At 58.6% G+C, this 25,748-nt stretch carries 29 protein-coding genes and 1 pseudogene; 18 read left to right on the forward strand and 12 right to left on the reverse strand.

From position 1 onward, the window contains the following. Positions 1 to 74: 74 nt before the first annotated feature. Both AC53L6_RS18485 and AC53L6_RS18490 read left to right on the forward strand, forming a co-directional pair. Complete coding sequence (locus tag AC53L6_RS18485; RefSeq protein WP_496908904.1) at positions 75 to 1,286, forward strand: GTP-binding protein; 1,212 nt, start codon at positions 75 to 77, stop codon at positions 1,284 to 1,286. Then, entirely contained in the window at positions 1,283 to 1,918 is a 636-nt protein-coding gene (locus AC53L6_RS18490; protein ID WP_496908905.1) for a DUF1826 domain-containing protein, read from the forward strand. Before AC53L6_RS18485 ends, AC53L6_RS18490 begins: the two co-directional genes overlap by 4 nt. A gap of 136 nt (positions 1,919 to 2,054) precedes the next feature. On the opposite strand, the gene groL is transcribed toward AC53L6_RS18490, so the two are convergent. Both groL and AC53L6_RS18500 read right to left on the reverse strand, forming a co-directional pair. After that, complete coding sequence (gene groL / locus AC53L6_RS18495) at positions 2,055 to 3,692, reverse strand: chaperonin GroEL (RefSeq protein ID WP_299210266.1); 1,638 nt, start codon at positions 3,690 to 3,692, stop codon at positions 2,055 to 2,057. 53 nt (positions 3,693 to 3,745) lie between these two features. Continuing rightward, on the reverse strand, positions 3,746 to 4,033 hold the full coding sequence (locus AC53L6_RS18500) for a co-chaperone GroES (RefSeq protein ID WP_147109029.1): 288 nt from the start codon (positions 4,031 to 4,033) through the stop codon (positions 3,746 to 3,748). A gap of 224 nt (positions 4,034 to 4,257) precedes the next feature. Here AC53L6_RS18500 and AC53L6_RS18505 point away from each other — a divergent pair, with 224 nt between their 5' ends. Continuing rightward, complete coding sequence (locus AC53L6_RS18505; RefSeq protein ID WP_496908906.1) at positions 4,258 to 5,244, forward strand: TraB/GumN family protein; 987 nt, start codon at positions 4,258 to 4,260, stop codon at positions 5,242 to 5,244. A gap of 37 nt (positions 5,245 to 5,281) precedes the next feature. Here the strand turns inward: AC53L6_RS18505 and AC53L6_RS18510 are convergent, their stop codons facing one another. Then, a complete protein-coding gene (locus tag AC53L6_RS18510) occupies positions 5,282 to 5,956 on the reverse strand; it encodes a DUF2161 domain-containing phosphodiesterase (RefSeq protein WP_299210271.1) in 675 nt (224 codons plus the stop codon). A 537-nt stretch (positions 5,957 to 6,493) separates the two neighbouring features. Here AC53L6_RS18510 and AC53L6_RS18515 point away from each other — a divergent pair. The 6 genes from AC53L6_RS18515 (at position 6,494) to AC53L6_RS18540 (ending at position 11,373) form a co-directional block, all read left to right on the forward strand. After that, a complete protein-coding gene (locus tag AC53L6_RS18515) occupies positions 6,494 to 7,414 on the forward strand; it encodes a manganese-dependent inorganic pyrophosphatase (protein ID WP_299210272.1) in 921 nt (306 codons plus the stop codon). 108 nt (positions 7,415 to 7,522) lie between these two features. Next, complete coding sequence (locus AC53L6_RS18520; RefSeq protein WP_496908907.1) at positions 7,523 to 8,386, forward strand: crotonase/enoyl-CoA hydratase family protein; 864 nt, start codon at positions 7,523 to 7,525, stop codon at positions 8,384 to 8,386. 62 nt (positions 8,387 to 8,448) lie between these two features. Further along, positions 8,449 to 9,321, forward strand: a complete 873-nt coding sequence (locus AC53L6_RS18525) for a TIGR01459 family HAD-type hydrolase (RefSeq protein WP_496908908.1) — start codon at positions 8,449 to 8,451, stop codon at positions 9,319 to 9,321. An 89-nt stretch (positions 9,322 to 9,410) separates the two neighbouring features. Then, positions 9,411 to 9,854, forward strand: coding sequence for a MaoC family dehydratase (locus tag AC53L6_RS18530; protein ID WP_299555849.1), 444 nt, complete (start codon positions 9,411 to 9,413; stop codon positions 9,852 to 9,854). A gap of 119 nt (positions 9,855 to 9,973) precedes the next feature. Further along, positions 9,974 to 10,906: a bifunctional riboflavin kinase/FAD synthetase gene (locus AC53L6_RS18535; protein WP_496908909.1), complete on the forward strand. Its 933-nt coding sequence runs from the start codon at positions 9,974 to 9,976 to the stop codon at positions 10,904 to 10,906. Further along, complete coding sequence (locus AC53L6_RS18540) at positions 10,903 to 11,373, forward strand: YcgN family cysteine cluster protein (RefSeq protein ID WP_299210283.1); 471 nt, start codon at positions 10,903 to 10,905, stop codon at positions 11,371 to 11,373. Before AC53L6_RS18535 ends, AC53L6_RS18540 begins: the two co-directional genes overlap by 4 nt. A gap of 237 nt (positions 11,374 to 11,610) precedes the next feature. On the opposite strand, the gene AC53L6_RS18545 is transcribed toward AC53L6_RS18540, so the two are convergent. Both AC53L6_RS18545 and AC53L6_RS18550 read right to left on the reverse strand, forming a co-directional pair. Further along, positions 11,611 to 12,408, reverse strand: coding sequence for an alpha/beta fold hydrolase (locus AC53L6_RS18545; RefSeq protein WP_496908910.1), 798 nt, complete (start codon positions 12,406 to 12,408; stop codon positions 11,611 to 11,613). Next, positions 12,405 to 13,004: a 2-hydroxychromene-2-carboxylate isomerase gene (locus tag AC53L6_RS18550; protein ID WP_496908911.1), complete on the reverse strand. Its 600-nt coding sequence runs from the start codon at positions 13,002 to 13,004 to the stop codon at positions 12,405 to 12,407. The genes AC53L6_RS18545 and AC53L6_RS18550 overlap by 4 nt, the downstream gene beginning before the upstream one ends. Positions 13,005 to 13,109: 105 nt before the next feature. Between AC53L6_RS18550 and AC53L6_RS18555 the strand changes: the two genes are divergently transcribed. From AC53L6_RS18555 to AC53L6_RS18585, 7 genes are all read left to right on the forward strand, one after another. Beyond that, positions 13,110 to 14,129: a ribose-phosphate pyrophosphokinase gene (locus tag AC53L6_RS18555; RefSeq protein ID WP_496908912.1), complete on the forward strand. Its 1,020-nt coding sequence runs from the start codon at positions 13,110 to 13,112 to the stop codon at positions 14,127 to 14,129. A 17-nt stretch (positions 14,130 to 14,146) separates the two neighbouring features. Beyond that, positions 14,147 to 14,677 (forward strand): hypothetical protein, encoded by a 531-nt coding sequence (locus tag AC53L6_RS18560; protein ID WP_496908913.1) that lies wholly within the window; start codon positions 14,147 to 14,149, stop codon positions 14,675 to 14,677. Between the two features lie 113 nt (positions 14,678 to 14,790). After that, on the forward strand, positions 14,791 to 15,606 hold the full coding sequence (locus AC53L6_RS18565; protein ID WP_299210293.1) for an ABC transporter substrate-binding protein: 816 nt from the start codon (positions 14,791 to 14,793) through the stop codon (positions 15,604 to 15,606). Continuing rightward, the gene (locus AC53L6_RS18570) at positions 15,603 to 16,412 is read left to right on the forward strand and encodes an amino acid ABC transporter permease (protein WP_496908914.1); all 810 of its coding nucleotides are present in this window, start codon (positions 15,603 to 15,605) and stop codon (positions 16,410 to 16,412) included. Before AC53L6_RS18565 ends, AC53L6_RS18570 begins: the two co-directional genes overlap by 4 nt. Further along, the gene (locus AC53L6_RS18575) at positions 16,399 to 17,127 is read left to right on the forward strand and encodes an amino acid ABC transporter ATP-binding protein (RefSeq protein WP_299705574.1); all 729 of its coding nucleotides are present in this window, start codon (positions 16,399 to 16,401) and stop codon (positions 17,125 to 17,127) included. The genes AC53L6_RS18570 and AC53L6_RS18575 overlap by 14 nt, the downstream gene beginning before the upstream one ends. A 337-nt stretch (positions 17,128 to 17,464) precedes the next feature. Then, positions 17,465 to 18,223, forward strand: a complete 759-nt coding sequence (locus AC53L6_RS18580) for a DUF4332 domain-containing protein (protein WP_496908915.1) — start codon at positions 17,465 to 17,467, stop codon at positions 18,221 to 18,223. A 121-nt stretch (positions 18,224 to 18,344) separates the two neighbouring features. Then, positions 18,345 to 18,773 (forward strand): VOC family protein, encoded by a 429-nt coding sequence (locus AC53L6_RS18585; RefSeq protein ID WP_496908916.1) that lies wholly within the window; start codon positions 18,345 to 18,347, stop codon positions 18,771 to 18,773. Here the strand turns inward: AC53L6_RS18585 and AC53L6_RS18590 are convergent. The 7 genes and pseudogenes from AC53L6_RS18590 to AC53L6_RS18620 all read right to left on the reverse strand — a co-directional run bounded on the left by AC53L6_RS18590 (position 18,770) and on the right by AC53L6_RS18620 (position 23,980). Continuing rightward, a complete protein-coding gene (locus AC53L6_RS18590; RefSeq protein ID WP_496909092.1) occupies positions 18,770 to 18,898 on the reverse strand; it encodes a hypothetical protein in 129 nt (42 codons plus the stop codon). The two genes, AC53L6_RS18585 and AC53L6_RS18590, sit on opposite strands and share 4 nt — an antisense overlap. Further along, positions 18,873 to 19,187, reverse strand: a pseudogene (locus AC53L6_RS18595) (hypothetical protein); the annotation flags it as partial. The pseudogene AC53L6_RS18595 and the gene AC53L6_RS18590, both read right to left, overlap by 26 nt. Positions 19,188 to 19,293: 106 nt before the next feature. After that, positions 19,294 to 19,935 carry an aspartate/glutamate racemase family protein gene (locus AC53L6_RS18600; RefSeq protein WP_496908917.1) on the reverse strand — a complete coding sequence of 214 codons (642 nt, stop codon included), beginning with the start codon at positions 19,933 to 19,935 and terminating at the stop codon, positions 19,294 to 19,296. Further along, entirely contained in the window at positions 19,935 to 20,774 is an 840-nt protein-coding gene (locus tag AC53L6_RS18605; RefSeq protein WP_496908918.1) for an ABC transporter permease, read from the reverse strand. The genes AC53L6_RS18600 and AC53L6_RS18605 overlap by 1 nt, the downstream gene beginning before the upstream one ends. A gap of 2 nt (positions 20,775 to 20,776) precedes the next feature. Beyond that, the gene (locus AC53L6_RS18610; RefSeq protein ID WP_496909086.1) at positions 20,777 to 21,544 is read right to left on the reverse strand and encodes an ABC transporter permease; all 768 of its coding nucleotides are present in this window, start codon (positions 21,542 to 21,544) and stop codon (positions 20,777 to 20,779) included. A 152-nt stretch (positions 21,545 to 21,696) separates the two neighbouring features. Further along, positions 21,697 to 22,962 carry an ABC transporter substrate-binding protein gene (locus AC53L6_RS18615; protein WP_299773045.1) on the reverse strand — a complete coding sequence of 422 codons (1,266 nt, stop codon included), beginning with the start codon at positions 22,960 to 22,962 and terminating at the stop codon, positions 21,697 to 21,699. Between the two features lie 34 nt (positions 22,963 to 22,996). Then, on the reverse strand, positions 22,997 to 23,980 hold the full coding sequence (locus tag AC53L6_RS18620) for an ABC transporter ATP-binding protein (protein ID WP_496908919.1): 984 nt from the start codon (positions 23,978 to 23,980) through the stop codon (positions 22,997 to 22,999). A 223-nt stretch (positions 23,981 to 24,203) separates the two neighbouring features. Here AC53L6_RS18620 and AC53L6_RS18625 point away from each other — a divergent pair, with 223 nt between their 5' ends. Further along, a complete protein-coding gene (locus AC53L6_RS18625; RefSeq protein ID WP_496908920.1) occupies positions 24,204 to 24,893 on the forward strand; it encodes a GntR family transcriptional regulator in 690 nt (229 codons plus the stop codon). Continuing rightward, positions 24,890 to 25,720, forward strand: a complete 831-nt coding sequence (locus AC53L6_RS18630; protein WP_496908921.1) for a GNAT family N-acetyltransferase — start codon at positions 24,890 to 24,892, stop codon at positions 25,718 to 25,720. Before AC53L6_RS18625 ends, AC53L6_RS18630 begins: the two co-directional genes overlap by 4 nt. Positions 25,721 to 25,748 lie beyond the last annotated feature (28 nt).

Genomic DNA, 25,748 nt, shown 5'->3' on the forward strand with positions numbered 1-25,748 from the left:
GTAACTCTTACTGTTGCATTAAATTCGCAACCCAATAAGTTACGTAACTTGTATATCAAGCAAAGGAGTGATGCATGTCAGATACCCGTCTTCCGGTCACGGTGCTCTCAGGTTTTCTTGGCGCGGGAAAGACCACGCTGCTGAACCGTGTCCTTAACAATCGCGACGGTCGCCGGGTCGCGGTGATCGTGAATGACATGTCCGAGGTGAATATCGATGCAGACCTCGTGCGCGCGGACACGGAACTGAGCCGGACGGACGAAACGCTGGTCGAGATGTCGAATGGCTGCATCTGCTGCACTTTGCGCGACGATCTCTTGGACGAAGTGCGCCGCTTGGCTGCCGAAGGGCGTTTCGACTACCTGTTGATCGAATCCACTGGCATTTCCGAACCATTGCCCGTAGCGGCGACCTTTGACTTCAGGGATGAGGCTGGCGACAGCCTTTCGGATGTTGCGCGGCTTGATACAATGGTGACGGTCGTCGATGCGGTGAACCTGTTGAACGATTTTGCATCGCATGACTTCCTGCGCGACCGTGGCGAGACCATGGGAGAGGAGGATGAACGCACGCTCGTACATCTTCTGACCGACCAGATCGAGTTTGCCGACGTGGTCATTCTGAACAAGGTCGCTGACGCCGGTTCAGAAAAGGTCGATGCCGCCCGCAAGATTATTCGCAGCCTCAATGCAGATGCCGAAATCATCGAAACCAACCGTTCTGTGGTCGACGCACAGAAAATTCTCGATACCGGTCGCTTCGACTTCGAGAAGGCGCACGAACATCCCATGTGGGCCAAGGAGCTGTATGGATTTGCCGACCACGTGCCGGAGACGGAAGAGTATGGTGTGGCCTCTTATGTCTATCGGGCGCGGTTTCCTTTTGTCCCTGAACGTATTCTGGAGGTGTTGAACAGCGATCTGCCGGGCGTGATCCGGGCCAAGGGGCATTTCTGGATATCCACGCGCCCCGATTGGGTGGCTGAGTTTTCTCTGGCCGGAGCGCTGTCCAGCGTCCAACCCTTGGGCACTTGGTGGGCCTCGGTTCCAGAGAAGCGACGCCCGACGCATGACAGCGCCCGCGCGTATATGGAGGCGCATTGGCAGGAACCATGGGGCGACCGCCGCCAAGAGATCGTTTTCATTGGCGCAGGTATCGATTGGCCGACCCTGAAGGCGCGATTGGACACGTGCCTTGTCCCGGCTGTTGCTGCCAAGAGGCCTGATGACTTGCCGGACTATCCCGATCCGTTCCCGATCTGGAAACGGGTGGAGGATGCGGCATGAATTTCGTGCGAGACGTGGTGAAGGATGCCGCCATAGGCGTTGGGATCGCGGATCATCCAGCATCGCTCGATACGTTTTTGAAACCGGGGTGCGCGGCCGCGATATGGCGTCGGCAAATCCCACCGAATGTTCAAGGCTGGCTAAACGCACTTGACCCGGACGTTCTGCCGCGCGGTCGTGTCATGCTGCCGACCAGCGCAGTCGCTGAGACGGTCGGGCATCTGTTCGACATGTCCGGTTTGCCGTCTGGACCCGAACGGGACTGGCTGCAGGCAGATATCAGCTTGCTCGCCGACACGTTTGCGGACCTGATGTCTGCCGCTTTACTGCGGCTGCGTCTGGATGTGGTGACGACCAACGCCTGCCGCAAGTTCCACATCGACGCCGTGACTGCTCGACTGGTCTGCACCTATCGTGGCACCGGAACACAGTACGGCGTGTCGCCCCGTGGGAACGCGCCGGGACGCGTGTTTACTGTCCCAACGGGCGCTCCGATCCTGCTGCGCGGAACACTTTGGCCAGAGCAGCCGTCGTCCGGTTTGTTGCATCGCTCGCCCCCGATCGAGGGCACCGGTGAAACCCGCCTTGTCCTTGTGCTGGACCCCATATCTGAGCCGGACGGTGAGGAGTGAGCGCAACCTCTGCCAATCATGCAGTTGATTGTCCGCATTGAACGCTGAGCCAACAATACAGAAAAAAAGAGGCCGCCCTGTTGGACGGCCTCTCTCAATTTCAGCGGTACAAGCTTCTGCGGAGCAGAAACCCTGATTACATCATGCCGCCCATGCCGCCCATGTCGGGCATTGCAGGTGCGCCGGCACCTTCTTTGGCGGGCTTGTCAGCCACCATCGCTTCGGTGGTGATCAGCAGCGAAGCAACCGAAGCTGCGTCTTGCAGGGCTGTACGCACCACTTTGGCCGGGTCGATCACGCCGAAGTTGAACATGTCGCCATATTCTTCGGTCTGAGCGTTGAAGCCAAAGGTCACGTCGTCGCTTTCGCGGATCTTGCCAGCCACAACGGCGCCGTCGACACCGGCGTTTTCAGCGATCTGACGCAGAGGCGACTCGATAGCCTTACGCACGATCGAGATACCGACGTTCTGGTCGTTGTTCACACCGGTCAGGCCGTCAAGCGACTTGGCCGCCTGAACCAGGGCAACACCGCCGCCCACAACAACACCTTCTTGCACAGCAGCGCGGGTTGCGTTCAGGGCGTCATCGACACGGTCTTTGCGCTCTTTCACTTCAACTTCTGTCATGCCGCCGACGCGGATGACAGCAACACCGCCTGCCAGTTTGGCAACGCGCTCTTGCAGCTTCTCACGGTCGTAGTCCGACGTGGTTTCTTCGATCTGGCCGCGGATCTGGGCAACGCGTGCCTCGATCTCGGCTTTCTCGCCATTGCCGTCGATGACTGTGGTCTCGTCCTTGGTGATCTGAAGACGCTTGGCGGTGCCCAGCATGTCCATTGTCACGTTCTCGAGCTTCATGCCGAGATCTTCGGAGATCACCTGGCCGCCGGTCAGGATCGCGATGTCTTGCAGCATGGCTTTGCGGCGGTCGCCGAAACCAGGTGCTTTGACAGCTGCGATCTTCAGGCCGCCGCGCAGTTTGTTGACCACGAGGGTCGCCAGCGCTTCGCCTTCAACGTCTTCGGCGATGATCAGCAGAGGCTTCTGCGACTGGATCACCGACTCGAGCAGCGGAACCATGGGCTGCAGCGACGACAGTTTCTTTTCGTGCAGCAGGATCATGCAGTCTTCGAGCTCGGCGGTCATCTTGTCCGCATTGGTCACGAAGTAAGGCGACAGGTAGCCACGGTCGAATTGCATACCTTCGACAACGTCGGTTTCTGTTTCCAGACCCTTGTTCTCTTCAACGGTGATGACGCCCTCGTTGCCGACCTTCTGCATCGCGTCTGCGATCTGCTGGCCGATCTCGGCTTCGCCGTTGGCGGAGATGGTGCCGACCTGTGCCACTTCGGCACTGTCGTTCACTTCACGCGAGGCTGCCTTGATGGCTTCAACCACTTTGGTGGTCGCCATGTCGATGCCGCGCTTGAGGTCCATCGGGTTCATGCCAGCGGCAACCGATTTCATGCCTTCTTTGACGATGGCCTGGGCCAGCACGGTTGCGGTTGTTGTACCGTCACCCGCTTCGTCATTGGTGCGCTGGGCCACTTCTTTGACCATTTGCGCGCCCATGTTTTCGAACTTGTCTTCCAGTTCGATTTCCTTGGCGACCGATACACCGTCCTTGGTGATGCGGGGTGCGCCGAAGGATTTGTCCAGCACCACGTTGCGGCCTTTGGGGCCCAGTGTCACTTTGACGGCGTCAGCCAGAATGTTCACGCCGGCCAGCATGCGCCCGCGGGCATCTGTGTCGAACTTGACGTCCTTTGCCATGTATTTTCTCCTTTGAGAATTAGGGAATGAAGATCAGAGAAACGCGGACGCGCTTACTCGATGATCCCCATGATGTCGGATTCTTTCATCATCAGCAGCTCTTCGCCGTCGATGGTGACCTCGGTGCCGGACCATTTGCCGAACAGCACCTTGTCGCCGGCTTTCACACCCATTTCGATCAGCTCACCGCTGTCTTTGCGGGCGCCGGGGCCTGCAGACACGATTTCGCCTTCGCTGGGCTTTTCCTTGGCGCTGTCGGGGATGATCAGCCCACCAGCGGTTTTCTCTTCGCTTTCCGTGCGGCGTACAAGCACGCGGTCATGAAGCGGTTTCAATGCCATCTTTGCAGCTCCTTGAGGCTCAAAGTTACTCCCTTGGCCCCCGGATCGGGGACCGTTAGCACTCAGCATGTTCGAGTGATAACGTTGCGTATCTAGGGAAGCCCCAACCATGAGTCAACCAGTGTCGCCGCCATAATTTTGCAAAGGTTTTTTGACAGATCCTTGGCAATGGGGCGGAGCTGACTTAGCGTTCGGTGCGGGCGGACAAAAAAAGGAAATGCAGGATGGTTCGACAGCTTTTGTTGGCTTTATCATTTATGGCGCCCTTGGCGGCACATGCCGCGTGCACCGGAACTGATCTGCGCCCCACACTTGATGATGCCGCGCAGAATGAGATTGCTTCGATTTCGACCAACCTGCCATTTTCCGAGGGAAACCATTGGCGCGCGGTCCGGGACAACCAAGTGATCAACCTTGTCGGCACGATGCATATCTTCGATGCGCGTATGGAGGCCATTGTGGACCGGTTGGAGCCGGTGGTTGAAACAGCCGACCTGTTGATGGTCGAGATCACCGCCAAGGAAGAAGCGGCGTTGCTGAATGCCATCGCGACCGATCCGTCCATCGCGTTCCTGTCAAATGGCCCAAGCCTGATTGACCTTGTTTCGCCTGAAACCTGGACCGTGTTGTCCGAGGCGGCGCAGGCCCGCGGCGTGCCGCCCTTCATGGCTGCAAAATACCAGCCATGGTTCCTGTCACTGACATTGGGAATAGCGCCCTGCGCCATGGCTGATCTGCATGCCGGTAAGGTTGGGCTGGACAAGATGGTCATGGCCCGGGCCACTGCGGCGGACGTACCCATCGTCGAATTGGAGACCCATCAGGATTTGATCGCGCTGCTTGGATCGGAGCCGATTGAAGAACAGGTGCGGTTTCTGCCGATGATTGCTCAGATGGAGCAGTTCATCGTGGATTCGACCGCGACAACTGTCGAAAGCTACTTCGATGAGAAGCATGGCGAGCTTCTTGCATTCTCACGTGTGTTTTCGCGGGGTCAGGTCGATCTTCCTGATGGCGAGTTTGACGTGCTGTTTGACGACATGATGGAGGAGTTGCTGGTCCAACGGAATCTGGCGTGGATGGACCGGATCGATGCACGCACTGAAGCCAATATCGTCATCGCTGTGGGTGCCGCGCATTTGTCCGGCGACTCCGGCTTGCTGCAGCAACTGTCAGATCGTGGGTTTGAATTGGAGCGTATGCCGTTCTGAGCACTGCATGGCGTTGGCCCGCAATCAACAAGCCTGACTAGCCCCCAAGAACCTGCCCAGACTGCGCCACCGCTTCGGCCCCCTTGGGCGTCAGGCCATAGACGCCCTTTTCGACCTTTTCGAACCAGCCATAATGATCGTTGCGCATCATCGTTGTCGCCCGGATCACACCCGTCTCACGTGCAACATCTGCGCCCTTGCTGGCGCCGACTTCGTACAGAAACAGCGCCAGCTTCAGCGCGTCCTGACGATAGGCGGTGATCAGCCCCACGCGGGTCTGCCCCCCGTCGTTGGGATCACCCTGCCGGGCCGCAAATTCTTTGAGCAACCGGCCCTGCCGCTTGGCGTTCTTGCGGGGTGCATAGGGGCCGGGATCACAATGGACCTGTACCAGCCCATCGGACAGGCGCACGGTCAAAAGGCCAAGTCCAAGGCGACGACACAGGCGCGTCATGTCCTTGGTCGCCTTGAGGAAGCGTTTTCCCTTGCCCCGTTCGACGGCCATATAAACATCGTCGCTGACCCCAAGCCGGGCGACACATTGGTGTACAAGCGCCAGTGAAAATCCCAGCTTCAACTCGACAATGACTGGCGGTTCTCCACCGCGCACGGCCACGACATCGGCGGCCCCAACCTCGGACTTCACCACGTACCCTTGCCCTTCGAGAAAGGTTTTGACGGGTGGGTAGAGGTCGGTTTCGCGGGCTGTCACGTTTGTTTCCAAGCAGTTGGCCCGTGCGAGGAAACCCCACGCACGGGACCGTTGGCAAGCCCTATCGCCCGCCGGTGCGCCCGGGAAAGCGCGGGGGACGCCCGCCGCGCACCTGCGTGTGCAGGACGTGGTCAGGCCTGCGGTTGACGCTTGGCCGTTGTGCAACGGGTTTGCGGGGTTGTGATGTCGTGCGGGTGTCGCCCAATTTCAGGGCTCTTTTCTTGGATATGGGCATGGGGTGCCCCTTCTGTCTGAATTGGATGGGACTGCACATACGTGCAGAACGATCCCCGCAGATGCGGGTCAGGCAGGCTTGTCCATTGGAAAACACTCCTCTGAAAAGGTGCGCGTATCGTGCGCGGAACAGGTGGGCAGTCAGGCCAGCTTGTTCATTTTCAGAGCACTCCTTGGTTTGTGTTTCGCAATCATACAACAGATCGTCAGGCGCGACAATTGCACTCTGACCGGCCCCCGTGACACGCAGGCCAAGCTTGCTATAAGGGCGCCAAATTCTCTTCTCCCAAAGGAATCCCCATTATGACAACGCTCGTTTTTGGCCACAAATCGCCTGATACGGACTCCACCGGTTCGCCCATCATCTGGGCATGGTATCTGAATGAGATCAAGGGCGTTGAGGCCGAGCCTGTGCTGCTGGGTGAGCCCAACACGGAAGCCGCATTTGTCCTTGAGAAATGGGACCTGCCCAAGCCACGCATCATCAGTGCCGTGGACGCGGACCAACCGGTTGTGATCGTGGACACCAACAACCCGGCTGAGCTGCCCGACGCCATCAACGATGCCGACATCACCGCCATCATTGATCACCACAAGCTGGTTGGCGGGCTTGAGACCAAAGGCCCGATCGACATTCGCATCGAACCGCTGGCCTGCACCGCAACCATCATGTGGAAGATGATCGGCAAGGACATGGCGCAGATGCCGAACGGTGTGAAAGGCGCAATGCTGTCCTGCATCCTGTCGGACACGTTGGAATTCCGCTCGCCCACCACCACGCAGGAAGACAAGGCGATTGCACATGATCTGGCAAAGGATCTGGGTGTGGACCTGTCGGCCTATGCGTCCGAGATGTTTGAGGCGAAATCGGACGTGTCCGCGTTTTCGGATGTCGAACTGCTGCGCATGGACAGCAAGGAATACGCTGTCGATGGCACGCAATTCCGCGTGTCGGTTCTGGAAACCACTGCGCCCAAGCTGGTTTTGGACCGCAAGGACAGCCTGATGGCGTCCATGGTCGATGTGGCGAAAGAGGATGGCGCGGACGAAGTGCTGTTGTTCGTGGTCGACATCCTGAACGAGGAAGCCACCATGCTGATCCCGAATGACCGGGTGAAGGGTGTGGCCGAGAAGAGCTTTGATGCGACCGTGTCGGGCGACACCGTGGTGCTGCCCGGCATCATGAGCCGAAAAAAACAGATCATCCCGAACCTCAAAGTCTGAGGTTGCGTGGCGGAGGACACCTCCGCCTTACAGATGGAAGAAGCGCGAGGCAGGCGGACCAGTGGTCCGCCTTACTTTTTTGTGCCACCGTTGCTGCGGGAGGACATCATGCGCACCATCAAGACCGAAAAAGACGGCCGGATCGGCCGCATCATCCTGAACCGTCCAGACGTGATGAATGCCATCGACGACGATCTGCCGCGCGAGTTGCAGGCGGCAGTGGAAGGGTTTGATGCAGACCGGGACGTGCATGTGATGGTGCTGTCCGGGGCGGGTCGTGCCTTTTGCGCCGGCTATGACCTCGCGCACTATGCGCAGGACCCGGACAACAAGATCACGCAAGAGATGCCTTGGGACCCGATGCAGGACTACCAGTTCATGTGGGCCAATACGCAGTGCTTCATGTCGCTGTTCCGGGCCATGAAACCGGTTATTGCCAAAGTGCACGGTTTTGCTGTTGCGGGCGGGTCTGACATTGCGCTTTGCTGCGACATGGTGGTGATGGAGGATGAGGCCCAGATTGGGTACATGCCGGCCCGTGTTTGGGGCTGTCCAACAACGGCCATGTGGGTTTACCGGCTTGGGCCAGAGCGGGCCAAGCGCATGCTGCTGACTGGCGACACGATCACAGGGACGGAAGCGGCTGAGATGGGGTTGGTGTTGAAGGCCGTGCCAGTCGATCAATTGGATGCCGAGGTTGAATCGCTTGCCGCGCGCATGGCATCGGTGCCAATCAATCAACTGGCCATGAATAAGATGGTGATCAACCAGACACTTGAGGCCACGATCAACCAGACACAGCGTCTTGCTACCGTGTTTGACGGGATTACCCGGCATTCACCCGAGGGGCTGAATTTCAAGGCCCGATCCGAAGCCGTGGGTTGGAAACAGGCGGTGAAGGAGCGGGACGAGGGCCTGTATGACTGGACGAGAGACCACCCGTTGAACGACCCGGATCGTCGCGCCGACTAGGCCCTTTCGCCCCTGCCCCGGCTGTGGCACACCCCGATTGACCAATTCATACCGGAGGCTTCATGGCCCAGATCATCACTTCCCTGTCCGAGATCTCGGATCGCTATGACGCGCTGTTCGTCGATCTTTGGGGTTGCGTGCACAATGGTGTGCATGCCCTGCCCGAGGCCGTGGCCGCGTTGCAAGCGTATCGGGCCAAGGGCGGCAAGGTGGTGCTGGTGACCAACTCACCCCGTCCGCGCGCAGGTGTGACGAAGCAGTTGGTGCATTTCGGTGTACCCGATGACGCCTGGGACACGATCGCCACGTCAGGCGACAGCGCGCGCGCGGCCATGTTCCGGGGATTTGTTGGGTCCAAAGTGTATTTCATTGGACAGCCGGGCGAGGAGAAGTTCTTTGAGCCCATTGGTGTTATCCAGGATCCGGTGAAGATCGACATGGTGCCGCTGGCCGAGGCCGAGGGGATTGTTTGCACAGGTCCGCGCGACGCAATGGCAGACCCGGATGTGATGCGGCCAGAGTTCCTGATGGCAAAACAATTGGGGCTGAAGCTGCTCTGCGCCAACCCCGACATCGTTGTCGATCGTGGCGAGGTCCGTGAATGGTGCGCGGGCGCATTGGCGAAGCTGTATACCGAGATGGGCGGCGAGAGCCTGTATTTCGGAAAGCCGCATCCGCCGATCTATGATCTGGCGCGCCGACGGTTGGCAGAGCTTGGCGTGGACGTGCCAGACAGCGGTATTCTGGCCATCGGTGACGGTGTGTTGACCGATATCGCGGGTGCGATGGGAGAGGACATTGATTCTCTGTTCATTTCAGGTGGATTGGCAGCGGCGGAAACCAAAACGTCGCACCAGCCGGATCCAGATGCGCTAAGCTCCTACCTTGAAAAGGAAAAAAGCGCGCCGACCTTTACGATAGGGCATCTGCGCTGACCTACTTTTAGCTTGCTTTTCTGCGCGCGCAAAGTAATTAGATTGCGCACACACCGAACAAACGTTCGGATTATTACCGGAGCAAGCTCATGTTGGACAATATGCCCCGCGGCACGATCTGCATCGAAGACATCGAAATGGGGATGTCCCGCCACCTGCGGAAAGTCGTCACGGATGAAGACATCGAGATGTTTGCGCAGGTCTCGACCGACCGGAACCCGGTACACCTGGATGACGACTATGCCCGCGACACGATCTTTGCGGGGCGTATCGCGCACGGAATGCTGACCGCCGGTCTGATCTCAGCCGTTATCGGTGAACAGCTTCCAGGGCATGGCACCGTCTATATGGGCCAATCGTTGAAGTTTCTGGCCCCGGTGCGTCCGGGCGACATGGTCTATGCCGAGGTCAAAGTAATCGACATCGACTTTGCCAAGCGCCGCGTGAGGCTGGATTGCCACTGTGCCGTGGACGGCAAGAAGGTGTTGATTGGCGAAGCAACAGTACTCGCGCCGTCGCGGAAGTTCGACTAAACCTCTCATTTAAAACGGCTTTGGGGGCTCTGCCCCCGGCCTTCGGCCTCCCCCGTGGTATTTTCAGTCAGAAGAAACGGGTCCTTGCCCTTGTTTGAACGCTTGGCTAGGCAAGGGTCATGAAGATCATTCGGGACTACCAGTTTGTTGATGCCGCCGACCGGGGGGCCAGCGTCGCCATCGGCAACTTTGATGGCGTCCATATTGGTCATCGGTCCGTTATTGATCTGGCACAGACAGCCGCGCCTGATGCGCCCGTCGGCGTCCTGACATTCGAGCCCCATCCGCGCGAGTATTTTGCCCCGGATGCGCCCCCCTTTCGATTGATGAGCCAGGCCGCACGCGCAAGCCGCCTGGAGAAGATGGGTATCCGCTATCTCTTTGAATTGCCGTTTCATTCCGGCTTGGCGGGGTTGAGTCCAGAAGAGTTTGCACGGGATGTGATTTGCGATGGGCTGGGCCTGTCCCATGTCGTGGTGGGGGCCGATTTCTGCTTTGGCAAGAAGCGTGCGGGCACCGCCGCAGACATGAAGCGTTTTGGGCAGGAGATGGGGTTTGGCGTGACTGTCGCGCCCTTGTTGGAACGCGCCGACAACACCGTATCCTCGACCGCCATCCGTCAAGCCTTGTCCGATGGCAGACCGCAGGATGCAGCGGACATGCTGGGGCACTGGCACCGGATTGAGGGGCCGATCATCGGGGGCGAGCAGCGCGGGCGTACCTTGGGGTATCCGACCGCCAACATGTCGATTGATGGGCTGCACCCGCCCGCCTTTGGCGTTTATGCTGTTCTTTTCAACGTGTTGGACGGGCCTCATGCGGGTTCGTATCATGGGGTTGCGTCACTTGGTGTGCGCCCGATGTTTGGGGAAAACCGACCGAACCTTGAGACTTTTGTCTTTGATTTTTCAGGCGATTTGTATGGTGCGCCGGTGTCCGTCGCCTTGGTTGCGCATCTGCGGGGCGAAGTGAAATTTGACAGCGTGGACGCATTGGTTGCGCAGATGGATGCCGACAGTGCGCAGGCGCGCGCGATCCTGGCTGACCTATGAGTGATCCGATTGACCGCGATGGTCTAACCCCCCGTTTTTGGGAGAAAAAATCTATTGCAAAGCTGACCCGCAAGGAGTGGGAAGCGCTGTGTGATGGGTGCGGAAAATGCTGTCTGAACAAGCTGGAAGACGAGGATTCCGGGGAGGTGGCGTTGACCCGCGTGGCGTGCCGGTTGCTGGATGACGACACCTGCCGATGTGCCCATTACGAGACGCGGCATCAATTCGTGCCGGATTGCATTGTGCTCAAACCGTCGAATATCGAAGAACATTTGTATTGGATTCCAAAGACTTGCGCCTATCGCCTCGTTTATGAGGGCAAGCCATTGTTTGATTGGCATCCGTTGATCTCGGGCACCGCGGACACGGTCCATGCGGCGGGTGTGTCGATGCAGGGGCGCACCTTTAGTGAGTTCGATGTGGCGGACGACGATTGGGAAGACCACATCATTGACGAGCCGACCTGAGCGACGCGCGGTGCGTTAACCGGACGTTCGGGCAACAGAATTGCCGTGTTCAGAAGCCCCGACGGCGGCAAATCGCGATGTTTCGCCCTGAAACTGCACATTTTGCGCCCGCAGAAATCGCCCGAAACCGAGGGCATTTCGCGAAACTGCACATTTTGCCACCCAAACTGCGCATTTTCCCCAACCTCTTGATAAAGCGTTAAGAAAAAAGTTAAGCCGGGGCGTTACGCCGCGGTATCAGATCGCATTCAGGAAGGTGTGCCAGACCTGCGCCACGGCGTCGGGATGTGTGATCGGTCCCATGTGCCCCACCCCGTCGAACACATGTGATGTGACCCGTGGAAGACGTCGTGCAATGGCATTGTTGACCGGTGCTGCCCAGCGCGACGTGGCACCCCCCATCAGAAGCGCGGGCATGGTCGCCTGTTCGAAACGGCCCGGTGCAAGCAGGCCTGCGCTGTCTTCGATCAGGAACAGGGCGGAATGGCGGACGAAGTGGATGCGGTCCACCATATAGGCGCGGCTTTGGGCCGGGATGTCGTCCCATGCGGGTCCTTCGGCCCAAGCGCGGTTGAAGGCGCGCGCGGCGGCTTCGGTGTCGCTTGCGTCGATGGCGGCATCGAAATCGGCGGTGTCGCGTTTGTAGTTGGGGCCAAAGTCGGGATCGTCGGCGATGATGGGCGCGAAATAGACGGGTTCGTACATCGCTACGCTGCGCACACGCGGCGCATGTTCGATGGCAAGACGCAGCGCCACGGTCGCGCCAAAGCTGTGGCCGATGATGTCGATGGGTTCGGTGCCAATATCGTCCATGACCTTGAGCGCCATGGCGGTGGCCGTGTCGTGCATGACCCCCTGCCCGTCCCAATCGCCAGACTTGCCATGGTTGGGCAGGTCATAGGCGTGGAGCGTCAAGCCGTCACCCATAGACTGGGCCACCCCACGCCAGACACCGGAATGTCCAAGCGAGCAGTGGATGGCAAGTGCGGGGCGTGGCCCGGACCCGAAGGTCCGGGCGTGGATATGTGGGATCACAATTTGCCCGATAGGTGCAGATCAAGATCTTCGAGCTTGTCCTGGCCCCAGAACCGCTGGTCCCCGTCCACGATGTAAAAGGGTGCGCCGAAGACGCCCTTGTCCACCGCCTCTTCGAGGTTGGCCGCGTAGGTTTCGGCCCCACTGAGCAGCCCGCTGTCGGCCAGCGACGGATCAAACCCTGCCTCGGTCAGGCAGGCCTTGATCACGTCGTCTTGGGCGATGTCCTTTTCCTCGGCCCAGACGGCGCGAAGGATGGCGTGCACCAATGTCCCGAGGTCACCGCCGCCCGCATTTTGTGCCGCGATGATAGCGTAGGAGGATGGCGCCGCGTTGGTGGGCCAATGCGCGGGTTTGAGGTTGAACGGCATGTCGTATTTTTTGGCCTGCCGCACCAGTTCCTGTGCGCGGTATTCGACCCGGTTGATGTGCCGATCCTTGGGAGGTGTCCCGCCGGTCCGCCCAAACAGGGCGATCACATCCAGCGGTTTGTAGGTCACGGTGGCCCCGTGTTGCTGTGCCAGCGCCTCGAACCGTTTCCCGGCCAGGTAGGTGTAGGGCGACAGCGTTGCAAAATAATAGTCGATATGGGCCATTTTGGTCTCCGATCGTGGGGTCACAGGTTTCGCGGGACGGTAAGCACGTGTTAAGCGGAGTCAACATCACGAATCTGTCACAATCGTGCTGCGCGGGGACACGTCATGCCGAACATCGAAGAGCCCAAGTTGATCTCGGGCAATGCCAATCTGCCATTGGCAAATGCAATTGCGCGGCGCATGTCGCTGCACCGCGGGGTCAACGTTGGGCTGGTGGACGCCCGCGTCGAACGTTTCAACGATGGCGAGATTTTCGTCGAGGTGTTCGAAAACGTGCGCGGTGAGGATATGTTCATCATCCAGCCCACGTCAAACCCGGCCAATGACAACCTGATGGAGCTTTTGATCATGTGTGATGCGCTGCGCCGGTCGTCGGCGGCCCGCATCACCGCAGTGATCCCTTACTTCGGTTACGCCCGTCAGGATCGCCGCACCAAGGCGCGCACGCCGATTTCATCAAAGCTGGTGGCCAACATGCTGGTCGGCGCAGGGATCGAGCGGGTTCTGACCATGGACCTGCACGCCGCGCAGATCCAGGGGTTTTTTGATATTCCGGTGGACAACTTGTATGCCTCGCCCATCTTTGCGCTCGACATCAAGACGCAGTTTGCGGGCCGTATGGACGAGTTGATGATCGTGTCACCCGACGTGGGTGGTGTGGCGCGGGCACGCGAGCTGGCGAAGCGGTTGAACGCGCCGCTGTCCATCGTCGACAAACGGCGCGAGAAGCCCGGCGAAGTGGCCGAGATGACCGTCATCGGCGATGTGACGGACAAGGTTTGCATCATTGTGGACGACATGTGCGACACTGCCGGGACGCTCTGCAAAGCAGCTGAGGTGTTGATCGAAAATGGTGCGAAAGAGGTCCATTCCTACATCTCGCATGGCGTGATGTCCGGCCCTGCCGTTGAGCGGGTCACCAATTCAGTGATGAAGTCGCTGGTGATCACCGACAGCATTCAGCCCACCGACGCGGTGAAAAACGCACCGAACATCCGGATTGTGCCAACGGCCCCAGTCTTTGCCCAAGCCATTCTGAACATCTGGCATGGTACGTCGGTGTCGTCGTTGTTCGAGGCCGAGACGCTGTCGCCGATCTATGACGGGATGTACGCCGCGGAGTGATCGCGCGCGCAACAGCCGTGTATCATCTACACCCCTCAGAGTTGCCGGGGGATGCTCTGGTGCCGCTGTCGACGTTGGAGCGGACGCAGCCCGATCTGTATGAGAGCGCGATTGCGAAGTACCGTAACAGGATGGGATCGCTGCGCCGTCCTCTGCCTGAATTGGGATGCCTTTGGGTTGACTGCGTGCAATTTTCGACCGTGCACCCCGAGGATTTGCGGGATGCGATGATCGCAGCGGGTTTTGGTTGGCCCGCCCGGGGACGTCAATTTCTGGTGTTTGATGCCGCGCGGCTGGAGGCCAGCGCGACCCGCATCTGGCTGCATCGCGACACGAGCCCCAGGGAAGACATGGCTGCAGCAATGACGGACATTGTTCCGTTTTCCACTGACCGTTTGCACGATTTGCGCGCCGTGGCAGATGGCACACGGGCCTATCTGGCTGAGATGGCGAAGCTCCGGCGCAGGCCGCTCTTGTTCGTTGGCGTGCCGCACATCCTGCATCGGGGACCTGTGTCCCTTGCTGGAAGTAAACTGTTAACCATCTGATCCTGCCCAGCAATGAAGCATGGTGTCTTTGCGGGGCCAAGCTGCCTGCATGACCTCTGGACAGCCCCGCCGCGTTGCCCGAATATCCCTGCAAAACAATGGGGAGATTTCACATGAAGACCTTTGTAACGGCCGCCATCCTATCGGTCGCAGCCACCGGTGCCTTTGCGGCGGGCCATTGTGCGGCTGGCAAGACGCTGACCGAGGGCACGTTGACCATCGCAACCGGAAACCCGGCCTACTACCCCTGGGTTCTGAATGATGCGCCCGAGGCGGGCGAAGGGTTCGAGGCTGCAGTGGCCTATGCGCTGGCCGAAGAGATGGGATTTGGCGCCGACCAGGTCACGTGGGTGCGCACATCCTTTGACGAGGCGATCCAGCCCGGCGCCAAGAATTTCGATCTGAACATGCAGCAATATTCGATCACGGAAGAGCGCGACAAGGTCGTGGATTTCTCGGCCCCCTACTACACCGCGCCACAGGCCGTGATGACCACGACACCCGTTGTCGAGGGCGGCGCAGAGCCGACACTGGAAAGCCTCAAGGGGCTGAAGTGGGGCGTTGTCGCCTCGACCACAGCGCTGCCCGTAGTGATGGAGCAGATCGCGCCCGATGCCAGCCCGCTGGTCTATGACGACAATGCCAACGTCACCGCCGCCATGAAGGCGGGCCAGATCGATGCAGCCCTGTTCGACCTGCCCACCGCCCTCTTCACCGCCGCCGTCCTGATGGACAACGGTGTGGTGCTGGGTCAGTTCGATCCATCGGCAGCCGAGAACCCTGACCAGTTCGGGATGCTGATGCCCGAAGGATCCGAGCTGAAAGCCTGTGTCGATGAGGCGCTGGCCGCGATGACCGAAAACGGCAAGCTGGGCGAGATCGAGGCGCAGTGGCTGCAGGAAGCCACCGGGGTTCCACTGATCAAGTGACAAGACGGGCCGCGTATGAGGCGCAACAGAAACGTCGCGCCAATCTGATTGCAGGGGTCAGCACGGCAATTGTGCTGGCCCTTGTCGTGTTCCTTGTGCCGCTGGCCCCGGGCTGGGAGGCGGTGCGCGCCTCGTTCTTCAATGGCGAGGTGTTTGTGCGGGTCTTTCCCGACCTGTTGCGCGCCTTCGTGCTGGACGTGGCGATTTTCGCGTGGTCGGTGCCCCTGATCTTTGGCCTGGGACTTGCCATCGCACTGGCGCGAGGGAACACCAACCCGGCCCTGTTTCCGCTGCGCATCTTCGGTGCGGTTTATGTCGACCTGTTTCGTGGCATTCCGGTGGTTCTGCTGGTTTATCTGGTGGGCTTTGGCATCCCGGGTCTGGGCCTCGCCCGTCCGTGGAACTCCCCTTACATCTGGGGCACCGTGGCGCTGGTGCTAACCTATTCAGCCTATATTGCCGAGGTGTTGCGGTCCGGCATTGAGAGCATCCATGCCAGCCAGCGCAACGCCGCCATCTGTCTGGGCCTGAGCGAACGGGACACGATGCGCTATGTCATCCTGCCCCAAGCCATCCGTCGCGTGGTGCCTGCCAACATGAACATGCTGGTCGCCCTACAAAAGGACGTGGCACTCTTGTCGTTCATAGGCCCCGTGGAAATCCTGCGGCAAGCGGGCATATTCAAATCGCTGCTGGCAAACTTCACGCCCTATGTGGCAGCCGCCGTCATCTTTCTGTTTGTCACCGTGCCTGCCACGCGTTATGCCGACTACCTGATGAACAGGGACCGCGATGCCCGAACCTAGACTGTCGCTGCGCGGCGTGACCAAGAGCTTTGGCGATGTTCAGGTTCTGAAAGGCATCGATATGGACATCGCACCCGGTGAGATGGTGTGCCTGATCGGCGCGTCCGGGTCGGGCAAATCCACGCTGTTGCGCTGCATGAACGGGTTGGAGCCGGTGGATGACGGTGAAGTGCGCCTGGATGGCGTCGATATCGCAGAGCCGGGCTTTGACCTGACGCCCATCCGCCAGCGCATCGGGATCGTGTTCCAAAGCTTCAACCTGTTCCCGCACATGACGGCCTATGACAACGTCGCCCTCGCCCCCCGCCGCGTGCTGGGCGAGGATGCACAGGAGCGGATCGAGGCGTTGTTTGCGCGCTTTGGGTTGGCGGATCACATGCGCAAATATCCCGACCAGCTGTCAGGTGGGCAGCAACAGCGGGTGGCCGTAATTCGCGCGTTGGCGATGCGGCCGCAGACCATGCTGCTGGACGAGATCACCTCGGCCCTTGATCCGGAACTGGTGGGCGAGGTGCTGGACGTGCTGCGGAAACTGCGCGACGACGGCATGACGATGGTGCTGGCCACGCATGAGATGGCCTTTGCCCGCGACGTGGCAGACCGCGTGGTGTTCATGGATCAGGGTGTGGTGGCGGAGGAAGGGGCGCCGGAGCGGATATTCTCGGCCCCCGAGCGGGAGCGGACGCGGCGGTTTCTGGCGAGTGTGCTGCGGTAGCTGTTACAGCTTCGGATGTCCGGTCAGAGCCCAAAGTGTTTGATGCTGCGAACAGTTCGAATGTCTGGACATGCTTGCAGCACTGCTCTCGTGCCGTTCCAAATGGCATCGTTGAACCTGAGCGGCTTTGCAGGTCAATATACCGATTGATATGTATCAACGGCCGATTGCTTCACCATTGTTACCCTCGGTTTGCGAACAGGGAACTCAACGCACTGAATCGAGAGTCATATGATTATGTCACCGATGCTCTTTATCTGCCTCTTCTTCGCCGGTTTCGGAGTTTTCCTGATTGGAGCGGGTGTGATCTGGTGGGTCTCGTTGCAGGCCAGAAAACTTGCCCACGAAAGCAGAGAGTAACGCCGCGACCGCGGCTTCATTTTTGATTTCGTTCTTGGCTGTTGAACGCCGAAACGATCCTCAAGGCAAAACCGTGACACGTTATTACCTGGACGATAACGCAACCGATCTGACCGATTTGCAGAAACGGCTGGAAACGTCCGATCTGATTCCAAGCCATGAGCCTTTGCTTGATAAACTCGACGTCAAATTTGCCGCTCTTCGGACCGCAGGCATAGAGTCGCTCGCGGATCTTCGCACCGCGCTCAAGTCATCAACCTCGCTGGCATCCTTATCGACAGCATCCGGTGTCGACCCGGGTTACCTTCAGTTACTCAAGCGGACGCTTGGTGGCTTCTTCCCGAAACCAAGATCCCTGAATGAGATTGACTGGCTGGAAGGGAGTTTTGCGTCGCGTCTGAAAGAGGCGGGCCTCACAAACACCAAGGAGCTGTTCGATGCTGCGCAAGATGGTGTAGATTTGCTGGCGACCAAAGTCGGCGTGGACGTCGCCGAAGTGATGGAACTCGTCGCAATCTCTGATCTGTGCCGGGTTCAGTGGGTCAGCCCGAAATTCGCGAGAGCATTGCTGGCCAGCGGCCACATCAATGCCGCATCCGTTGCCAAGGCCGATCCTGAGAGCCTTTGTGACGCGATCGTGGACGCGAACAAGGGCAGCAAATTCTACAAGGGCAAGGTGGGCTTGAGAGATGTCAGGCGACTGGTGGCGGCAGCGGCGTATGTTCCCAGGCACTGAATGACTGGTTTGATTGCGGACGCCCTGACGCATTCCTGGCTCGACTTGATCTTCGACTGTCATCGCCGGGGTCGACGGTCAAGGAGAGCGTTTCAAAGTTTGTCGCATATGGAGAAAGTCCTTGGAAACCAATGAACTGCATCGTGGTCGGCTTATCGACCACCTCCAGCTTGTTGTACGCGACCTGCAAGCAAGCCTTAACTTCTACACAGCCGTTCTGACGGTGTTGGACATCCCCATCGTGAGCACGGACCAGGACTATTTCTGGGCTGACGAACTCGTCGTATCCTCGGCTGAAAGCCCAACGGCTCTTGGTGTTCTAACCGGACGTCACCACCTTGCCTTCCAGGCAAAGAACCGTGCGACAGTGGATGCGTTTTATCGGGCAGCCATGGATTATGGTGGACGCGACAACGGTGCACCCGGCGAGCGCGCATATCACCCAGGCTACTATGCTGCTTTCGTGCTCGACCCCGACGGAAACAACATCGAGGCGGTGTACCATGGTGAGGCACGGCGTAGCGCGCGGTCGGTTACGATCGCATTTTAATGAGCCGACATGAACTCTTGCGGGCAGATGCCAGCTTTGTTCGCGATCTGTGAGTTGGGCACCTCCACGAGGTAGCAGACGCGGCGAATGTCCGGAATGGCGCGTCGAGATATGTAGGCGCTCATGGAAACGCCCTGGCCACAGGTACTCAGATCCGACCATGAGGTCGTCTCCCATCCACGTTTCCACCGACGCACGCGTCCCTTCAGATATCTCGAAGCGCACAGGTTTTGCGTTTTGCTTTGCAGCACCGACGCTCGCCTTTTGATCTGACCAGACACCATGACGTCGACGACTTTCATCTTCACCACGTCACAGCCTACTGTCGATTGCCATGTTAAAGAGCGCCAAGTCGCGATGGTTCTCCGAACCGCCATGCCCTTCTACAACGACAACCCGACGTTGACGGAACATTGTATCGCAGAACACCACTCGCATCAGGGTTCCGCCGCGTATATTTTTTACAACCAGCGAACGACTTTCGGCACGAGATGGAACGACCGCTATCAAGGGCCAAACTTCAAGTCATCCATTTCAGACACTTCGCGGCGCACGCGACTGGATCAATGGTTTCGATTTTGAGTGCGTCACGCACCGCTGCGACCACTTGCACCATTCCTGCGCAGCCGAGAATGACTGCGGCGATGTCGTCGTCTTGCTCGGCCCGCAAGGCTTCTTCCTTGATCGTTCGCGCAGAGCACATCGGATCGGCTTCGAGTTCCAGAACTGGGACATTCGAAGCGCGTACCTTCGCCACAGCATGTCCGAGCCCCTGGTTTCGAATATTTGCTTCCAATACCGGGACAGACACCGCAAGCGTTGTCACAACACTGAACCGCCAACCCCGCATTGCAGCGTAGTGATAAGACGCTTGGCCAATCCCGATGACAGGGCAAGATACGCGTTGTGACGCCTCTTGGAGAGCCGTGTCGTCAAAACACCCGATGATGATCCCCTCCGCACCTTGGGCGGACGCGCGATCAACGAGATCGAGCAGATGCGGTGCGGCGGCCTCTCCATCTTCCGGCCCTTGTATCGAGGGTGATCCTTTTTCTGATGTCCAACCTTCGAACGTCAGATCGGGCGCGGCACTTTGGGCCACTGACACCATGGCCTCTGTCATGCTGGTGGTGGAATTAGGGTTGATAATAACAATCGCCATCAAACCATGCCTTGGCCCGCATCAGACCCTTGTTGTGCGCGGCGACGGTTCAAAATCCAGACCACCAACAGGAAGGTCGCGATGACAAGCAACGAGAACACCGTCGTTAGAGTGCCAAGGGCAAAAAGCACGGGTGTTGTTACGTTCGTCGTCATCCCAAAGATTTCGAGCGGCAGTGTGTTGTAGCTGCCTGAGGTCAGAAGCGTCCGCGCAAATTCGTCATAGCTCAGGGTGAAGCCGAAGAGCGCGACCCCGATGAGTGAAGGCGCGATGATGGGCAAGACCACGTGTCGGATGACTTGCCACGGGCTGGCCCCGAGGTCGCGCGCGGCTTCTTCATAGGAGCGGTCAAACCGGTTGAAGACTGCGAACATGATCAAAAGGCCGAACGGTAAGGTCCAGGTCAGCTGGGCGCCGAAACCGGAGGTCGACCAATGCACGGGCAAGCTTGACTGGGACCAGATGAGGCCGACGCCAAGGGAGATGAGGATCGACGGGATCACCAGTGATGTGATGATCAGGTAGAACAGGATCGCGGACCCGGCAAAGCGTTTGCGGAACGCCAATCCCCCCATGACTGAGACCACCACTGTGGTCACCATCACCATGAGCCCGAGGATGAAGGACCGGGAGAAGGATCCCCAAATGTCGCCCACCGCCTGTTGCTCGAAGAGGTCCCGGAACCAGTGAAGTGAGACCCCGCGCATCGGGAAAGTCAGCCCGCCACCTGCCGCTTGGAACGATAGGATGCCAATGGTCAGCGTGGGGCCATAGAGGAAGATCAGAAACAGGACGAAGAAGGCGCTGAGAACGTAGAAGGATCTGGGGCGTGGCTCCATGCTCAAAGCTCCTTCCTGATATCGACGAACCGCAACAGGGTTCCGATGAGAAGCAGCACCGTGATCAGCAGGATCACAGCGGTGGCAGAGGCCGAGGGGTATTGCAGTAGGCCGATATCGTTCTGGATCATCCGGCCTACATTGGCCGACTGAGACCCGCTCATGAACCGCACGGTGATGAAGTCGCCCATTACCAGCGCCACGACGAAGATCGTCCCAATCATAATGCCCGGTTTGGTCAGGGGGATGATCACATGCCACAGCGTCCGCCAGCCGGTGGCCCCCGCATCCGCCGCAGCCTCAATCAGGGATTTGTCGATCCGCATCATCGTGTTGAAGATCGGGACCACCATGAACAGCGTGTATAGATGCACGAAGGCGAGGATCACGCTGAAATCACTGAAGAGCAGCCACTCAAGCGGCTCATCGATCACACCCATCGAGACCAGCGTTGAATTTGCAATCCCGTTGCGGCCCAGAAACGGGATCCAGGAAATCATGCGAATGATGTTCGAGGTCAGGAAGGGGATCGTGCAGAGCAAGAACAGCACGATCTGCCATGTCAGGCTGCGGATATGGAAAGCAAGGTAGTAGGCGACGGTGAAGCCGATCAGCAAGGTGAAAACCCACGTCATGGCCGCGTATTTGAACGTGTTCAGGAACACCCGATATGTGACGTCAGAGGTAAGCAGAAACTGGTAATTGTCGAATTGGAATGCTGGATAGATCGACCATTCCGTCGCGCCCCAGAAGCTGACGACGATGATCATTGCAATGGGCGCGACAAGAAAGACGAGCAGCACAAGCGACAGTGGGGTCGCCAAAAGCCAACCTATGACCGAATTGTTGCGCAAACCTGCCTCTGTTGTCTTTGTCGTTGCTCGGAGATGCCGGAGGGCCGCAGCTCTCCGGCAAGCATCGCCTAGGCTGCGATGAACTCGTTCCATTTGCGGACCATGTACTGGTTCTCGTCCATCACCGCGTTCCAGCAGGCCACGGCGCCCATGCGGTCGTAGAAAGACCCCCCGTCGCGCACGGCGCCGGCTTTTTCCATGACGTCCCCGAATGGGTTGGCGATGTCGCCCTGGGCCGCTTTGCCCTCGAACCAGAAGCCCCATTCGTCGTTAGACATGAAGGTTTTGGAGGTTTCAGGCACAGCGGAATAGTAACCCTGACGCATCAGGAAGCCGCCAACCCAGCCGGAGAGGTACCAGTTGATGTATTCATAGGCCGCATCCAACTCCATGTCGGACAGCGAGGCCGAAAGGCCAATACCACCCCCCCAAGAGCGATAGCCCTCTTCCAGCGGCTGATAAACGCATGGGATGCCTTGGCTGCGCACTGCGGTGATGGCTGGCGACCACATGGATTGAATCACGACTTCGCCGGATGCCATCAGGTTCACGGATTCATCGAACGACTTCCAGAAGGCCCGGAATTGCCCGGCTTTCTTCGCTTCGGTGAAGATACCGAGTGTCATGTCGATCTCTTCTTTGGTCATGTTGCCTTTGTCAGGGTAGGTGTATTCACCCATCGACTCGACCACCATGGCCATGTCCATGATGCCGATGGAGGAAATGTCGAGGATCGAGGCCTTGCCTGCGAACTCTGGGTTCAGCAGTTCGGACCAGTTGTTGATCGGACGGCCAATCAGGTCGGGGCGGATGCCCAGGGTATCAGCGTTATAGATCGTTGGGATCAGGGTCATATAGCCTGACTCTTCGTCCACGAAGTCAGTGCCGTTGACGCCGGATGTGAAGCCAACGGTGTGCGGCGCGGTGCCTTGAGCAATCACGCTTTCGGGGGTCAGTTTCCCGTTGCGGAAGATACCCACGATCTTGTCGTAGTTGGCGATCTTGGACGTATCCATCGCCTGCAGGTTGCCTGTGGGCCAGACCTTTTTGCAGATCCAGTATTCGATGTCGGCAATGTCAAAGCTGTCGGGCTGCGTCGCCGCACGCTGGGTCACGCTGTCGGAATCCAGCGCTGTCATCTCCAGCGTAAAGCCCAGGTCTTCCTTGACCTTTTTGGCCACCTCATTCAGGTTCGACACCCCGGTGCCAAACTGACGCAAGGTGATGTTTTTCGTCTCTTGTCCCCATACCATTGGAGCCGGAAGCGCGGCGGCCGCCACCGCCGCGCCACCCGACTTCAAAAGCGAGCGACGCGAATAGCGTACTTTTGAAATTGTCGTCATGTCAGTTTCCCTGTTTTAGGTTTCGTTAACTTGCCAAGGCGTGTGCGGCCTCGGTTTCCCAGTCGAGGCCAATGGCCTCTCCCAAATCCTTCGGGTCGCCGAAGAAATCCTTGTCCGAGAGAAGTGCAGTGACCTCTTGTTCGCCTCGAACGACGGCGGTCAGTGCGACATGCGTGCCCTGATATTCGATATTGGTGATTGTGCCGGGCAGTTTGGCGGTACCCGCAGATGTGACCTGCAAAGCATCAGATCGAATGGCCACCATGCCGTCAGGCATGGACACAACATTGTGCGAGCCCAGGAATCGGGCGACAAACGCCGACTTGGGGGCCTCGAAGACAGACCGTGTTTTGCCAGCCTGTTCAATCTTTGCGTCGTTCATCACGACAATCTCGTCGGCAAGCGCCAAGGCTTCATCCTGGCCGTGGGTCACGTGAACAAAGGTGATCCCAAGTTCGCGCTGGAGTTTTTTCAATTCTGCCCGCATGCGAATACGTAAGAATGGATCAAGGGCCGATAGCGGCTCATCCAGCAGCAGCACATCTGGCTTCGTGATCAGCGCGCGTGCGAGAGCCGCGCGTTGTTGCTGCCCACCAGACAATTGTGCGGGAAGGCGGTCTGCCAAAGCAGTCATATCGACCAGTTCCAGCATCTCTTTCGCCCCGGCACGTCGCGCCGCGGTCTCGACGCCTTGCATGCGTAGGCTGAAGGCGACGTTGTCCAATACGCTGAGATGCGGGAACAGCGCGTAGTTTTGAAACATCATCGCGGTGCCGCGTTTGGCGGGTGGCAAGTGCGAAATGTCTCGCCCGCCGAGGGTGATTGACCCATCCGAAACGTTTTCGTGACCTGCGATCATCCGCAAGGTCGAGGATTTCCCGCAACCGGACGGCCCCAAAAGGCAAGCATATGTGCCTGCGCTGAAGTGGTAACTGATCGCGTCAACGGCAACAGTCGCCCCATAGCGTTTTGTCAGGCTGATTAGTTCAAGGTCCAGCTTCTGGCTCATCGTACCCCCAAGGTCATGAGACCACGCTGGCCGATGAAATTTGGTTCGACCAAGTTGAATCAGACCTTTGCCAAGCTCAGAAATGGCGAGTTGCCCGAAATCGACCAATTGGTGCGAGCATTGTGCAAAATTCAGGCAAAAATTGTATACAATCCGGATTCGTTTTGTGTGAGGTCTTGAGCGCCCTCTGCCCGCTGTGCAGGTTGCGACAAGGGGGTGCTGAATGCCGCTTTTAACTGAGCCCAAGACCGCAACCGTTGAGGAAATCGTTGGTCAATTGACCGAGGCCGTTCACGAACACCGCCTGCAACCCGGTGCGAAGCTGCGTGAAGATGAGGTCTGCGAGATATTTGGTGTCAGCCGTACCATTGTGCGGCAGGCCTTGCGCTCGATGGAATTCGAGGGCCTGCTCACAATTGAAAAGAACAGGGGCGCCTTTGTCTCGAAACCCACGCTGAAAGAAGCGCGAGAGGTCTTTCAAGCGCGTGCGTTAATTGAACCAAGTACGGCGCGTGCCGCAGCGGATCGCGCCAATGCCGAAGATATCGTACTACTTGAGCACCATGTCGAACAGGAGCACGCGGCGCTCGACCGTGGCGAGGCAGGGCTCGCGTTGAAGCTGTCCGGCGACTTTCATCTCGAGATCGCGCGCATGGCTGATCAGCAGACCATCGAACAATTCTTGCGACAGTTGGTGTCCCGCTCGTCTCTGGTCATTGCCTTGTATTGGCGGCGTCGGAATGCGCTTTGCGAAAGCAATGCGCACCACGCCCTTGTCGATGCTTTGCGCAAGGGTGACGGTGATAATGCCGAAGAGCTGATGAAGGGGCATTTGCTCGATATCTTCTCGCAACTTGATCTGCGCGAGCGTCAAGAAGCCACAACCTCGTTAAAGGACGCGCTCAGGCGATGATTGAATATCGCACTGCAACACTGCCAGAGTTGAAGCTGATCCTGGATTGGGCCAGGGATGAAGGCTGGAACCCCGGTCTGGATGATGCGGAGGCCTTTTTCGCAGCGGACCGGGATGGGTTTTTTGTGGCTGTTGACCGGGACGATACACCGATTGCTGCAATCTCGGTCGTCAATCATACGCCCGATTTTGCATTTCTCGGTCTTTACATCGTACGTCCAGCCTATCGCGGGCGGGGCATCGGGTTTGGCCTTTGGGCGCATGCGATGCAGCATGCACAGCACCGGACGGTCGGACTGGACGGGGTAGAGGCACAGCAACAGAATTACCGCGCATCGGGATTTATACATGCAGGCGGCACCACACGTTTTACAGGCCATTTACCTGGGCAGCACGATCCGAACATTCGCCGTATACGCTCCGGTGACATCCCGGCCTTGATCCAGATGGAGGCCGAGGCCTCGGGCGTGGCAAAACCCACCTACCTGCAGGCATGGTTTTCCGGTGCCTCGACCCGAACCACTATTGTCCTTGAGGATAAAGGCGCTGTCGGCGGCTTTTGCACGGTGCGTTCCTGCAGGTCGGGGGCAAAGATCGGTCCTTTGGTCGCCGCAGATACCGAGATGGCGTACAGGTTGATTGCGCACGCAGCGACAACGTTTGATGGGCCTGTGACCTTGGACGTTCCTGAGACATCAGCAGGCTTGGCTGACCTTTGCGAACGTTTCGGGTTGGAGGCCGGTTTCAAAACAGCGCGTATGTATCGCGGGTCTTCTCCAGCCAGGAACCACCCAACTTACGCGGTTACAAGCCTTGAGCTTGGCTGAAAACGCGCCAAGATCTCCCATTCTGGTT

This window comes from Tateyamaria sp. LSS28 (assembly GCF_059611725.1).

What these genes read in the sequence shown, in the direction of transcription:
- AC53L6_RS18590 (WP_496909092.1), bottom strand. Translation starts at nt 18,898, where the DNA reads ATGAGCGCCTACATATCTCGACGCGCCATTCCGGACATTCGCCGCGTC.
- AC53L6_RS18500 (WP_147109029.1), bottom strand. Translation starts at nt 4,033, where the DNA reads ATGGCATTGAAACCGCTTCATGACCGCGTGCTTGTACGCCGCACGGAA.
- AC53L6_RS18565 (WP_299210293.1), top strand. Translation starts at nt 14,791, where the DNA reads ATGAAGACCTTTGTAACGGCCGCCATCCTATCGGTCGCAGCCACCGGT.
- AC53L6_RS18610 (WP_496909086.1), bottom strand. Translation starts at nt 21,544, where the DNA reads ATGATCATCGTCGTCAGCTTCTGGGGCGCGACGGAATGGTCGATCTAT.
- AC53L6_RS18575 (WP_299705574.1), top strand. Translation starts at nt 16,399, where the DNA reads ATGCCCGAACCTAGACTGTCGCTGCGCGGCGTGACCAAGAGCTTTGGC.
- AC53L6_RS18600 (WP_496908917.1), bottom strand. Translation starts at nt 19,935, where the DNA reads ATGGCGATTGTTATTATCAACCCTAATTCCACCACCAGCATGACAGAG.
- AC53L6_RS18550 (WP_496908911.1), bottom strand. Translation starts at nt 13,004, where the DNA reads ATGGCCCATATCGACTATTATTTTGCAACGCTGTCGCCCTACACCTAC.
- AC53L6_RS18530 (WP_299555849.1), top strand. Translation starts at nt 9,411, where the DNA reads ATGTTGGACAATATGCCCCGCGGCACGATCTGCATCGAAGACATCGAA.
- AC53L6_RS18555 (WP_496908912.1), top strand. Translation starts at nt 13,110, where the DNA reads ATGCCGAACATCGAAGAGCCCAAGTTGATCTCGGGCAATGCCAATCTG.
- AC53L6_RS18485 (WP_496908904.1), top strand. Translation starts at nt 75, where the DNA reads ATGTCAGATACCCGTCTTCCGGTCACGGTGCTCTCAGGTTTTCTTGGC.
- AC53L6_RS18620 (WP_496908919.1), bottom strand. Translation starts at nt 23,980, where the DNA reads ATGAGCCAGAAGCTGGACCTTGAACTAATCAGCCTGACAAAACGCTAT.
- AC53L6_RS18520 (WP_496908907.1), top strand. Translation starts at nt 7,523, where the DNA reads ATGCGCACCATCAAGACCGAAAAAGACGGCCGGATCGGCCGCATCATC.
- AC53L6_RS18540 (WP_299210283.1), top strand. Translation starts at nt 10,903, where the DNA reads ATGAGTGATCCGATTGACCGCGATGGTCTAACCCCCCGTTTTTGGGAG.
- AC53L6_RS18625 (WP_496908920.1), top strand. Translation starts at nt 24,204, where the DNA reads ATGCCGCTTTTAACTGAGCCCAAGACCGCAACCGTTGAGGAAATCGTT.
- AC53L6_RS18605 (WP_496908918.1), bottom strand. Translation starts at nt 20,774, where the DNA reads ATGGAGCCACGCCCCAGATCCTTCTACGTTCTCAGCGCCTTCTTCGTC.
- AC53L6_RS18630 (WP_496908921.1), top strand. Translation starts at nt 24,890, where the DNA reads ATGATTGAATATCGCACTGCAACACTGCCAGAGTTGAAGCTGATCCTG.
- AC53L6_RS18535 (WP_496908909.1), top strand. Translation starts at nt 9,974, where the DNA reads ATGAAGATCATTCGGGACTACCAGTTTGTTGATGCCGCCGACCGGGGG.
- AC53L6_RS18505 (WP_496908906.1), top strand. Translation starts at nt 4,258, where the DNA reads ATGGTTCGACAGCTTTTGTTGGCTTTATCATTTATGGCGCCCTTGGCG.
- groL (WP_299210266.1), bottom strand. Translation starts at nt 3,692, where the DNA reads ATGGCAAAGGACGTCAAGTTCGACACAGATGCCCGCGGGCGCATGCTG.
- AC53L6_RS18515 (WP_299210272.1), top strand. Translation starts at nt 6,494, where the DNA reads ATGACAACGCTCGTTTTTGGCCACAAATCGCCTGATACGGACTCCACC.
- AC53L6_RS18490 (WP_496908905.1), top strand. Translation starts at nt 1,283, where the DNA reads ATGAATTTCGTGCGAGACGTGGTGAAGGATGCCGCCATAGGCGTTGGG.
- AC53L6_RS18525 (WP_496908908.1), top strand. Translation starts at nt 8,449, where the DNA reads ATGGCCCAGATCATCACTTCCCTGTCCGAGATCTCGGATCGCTATGAC.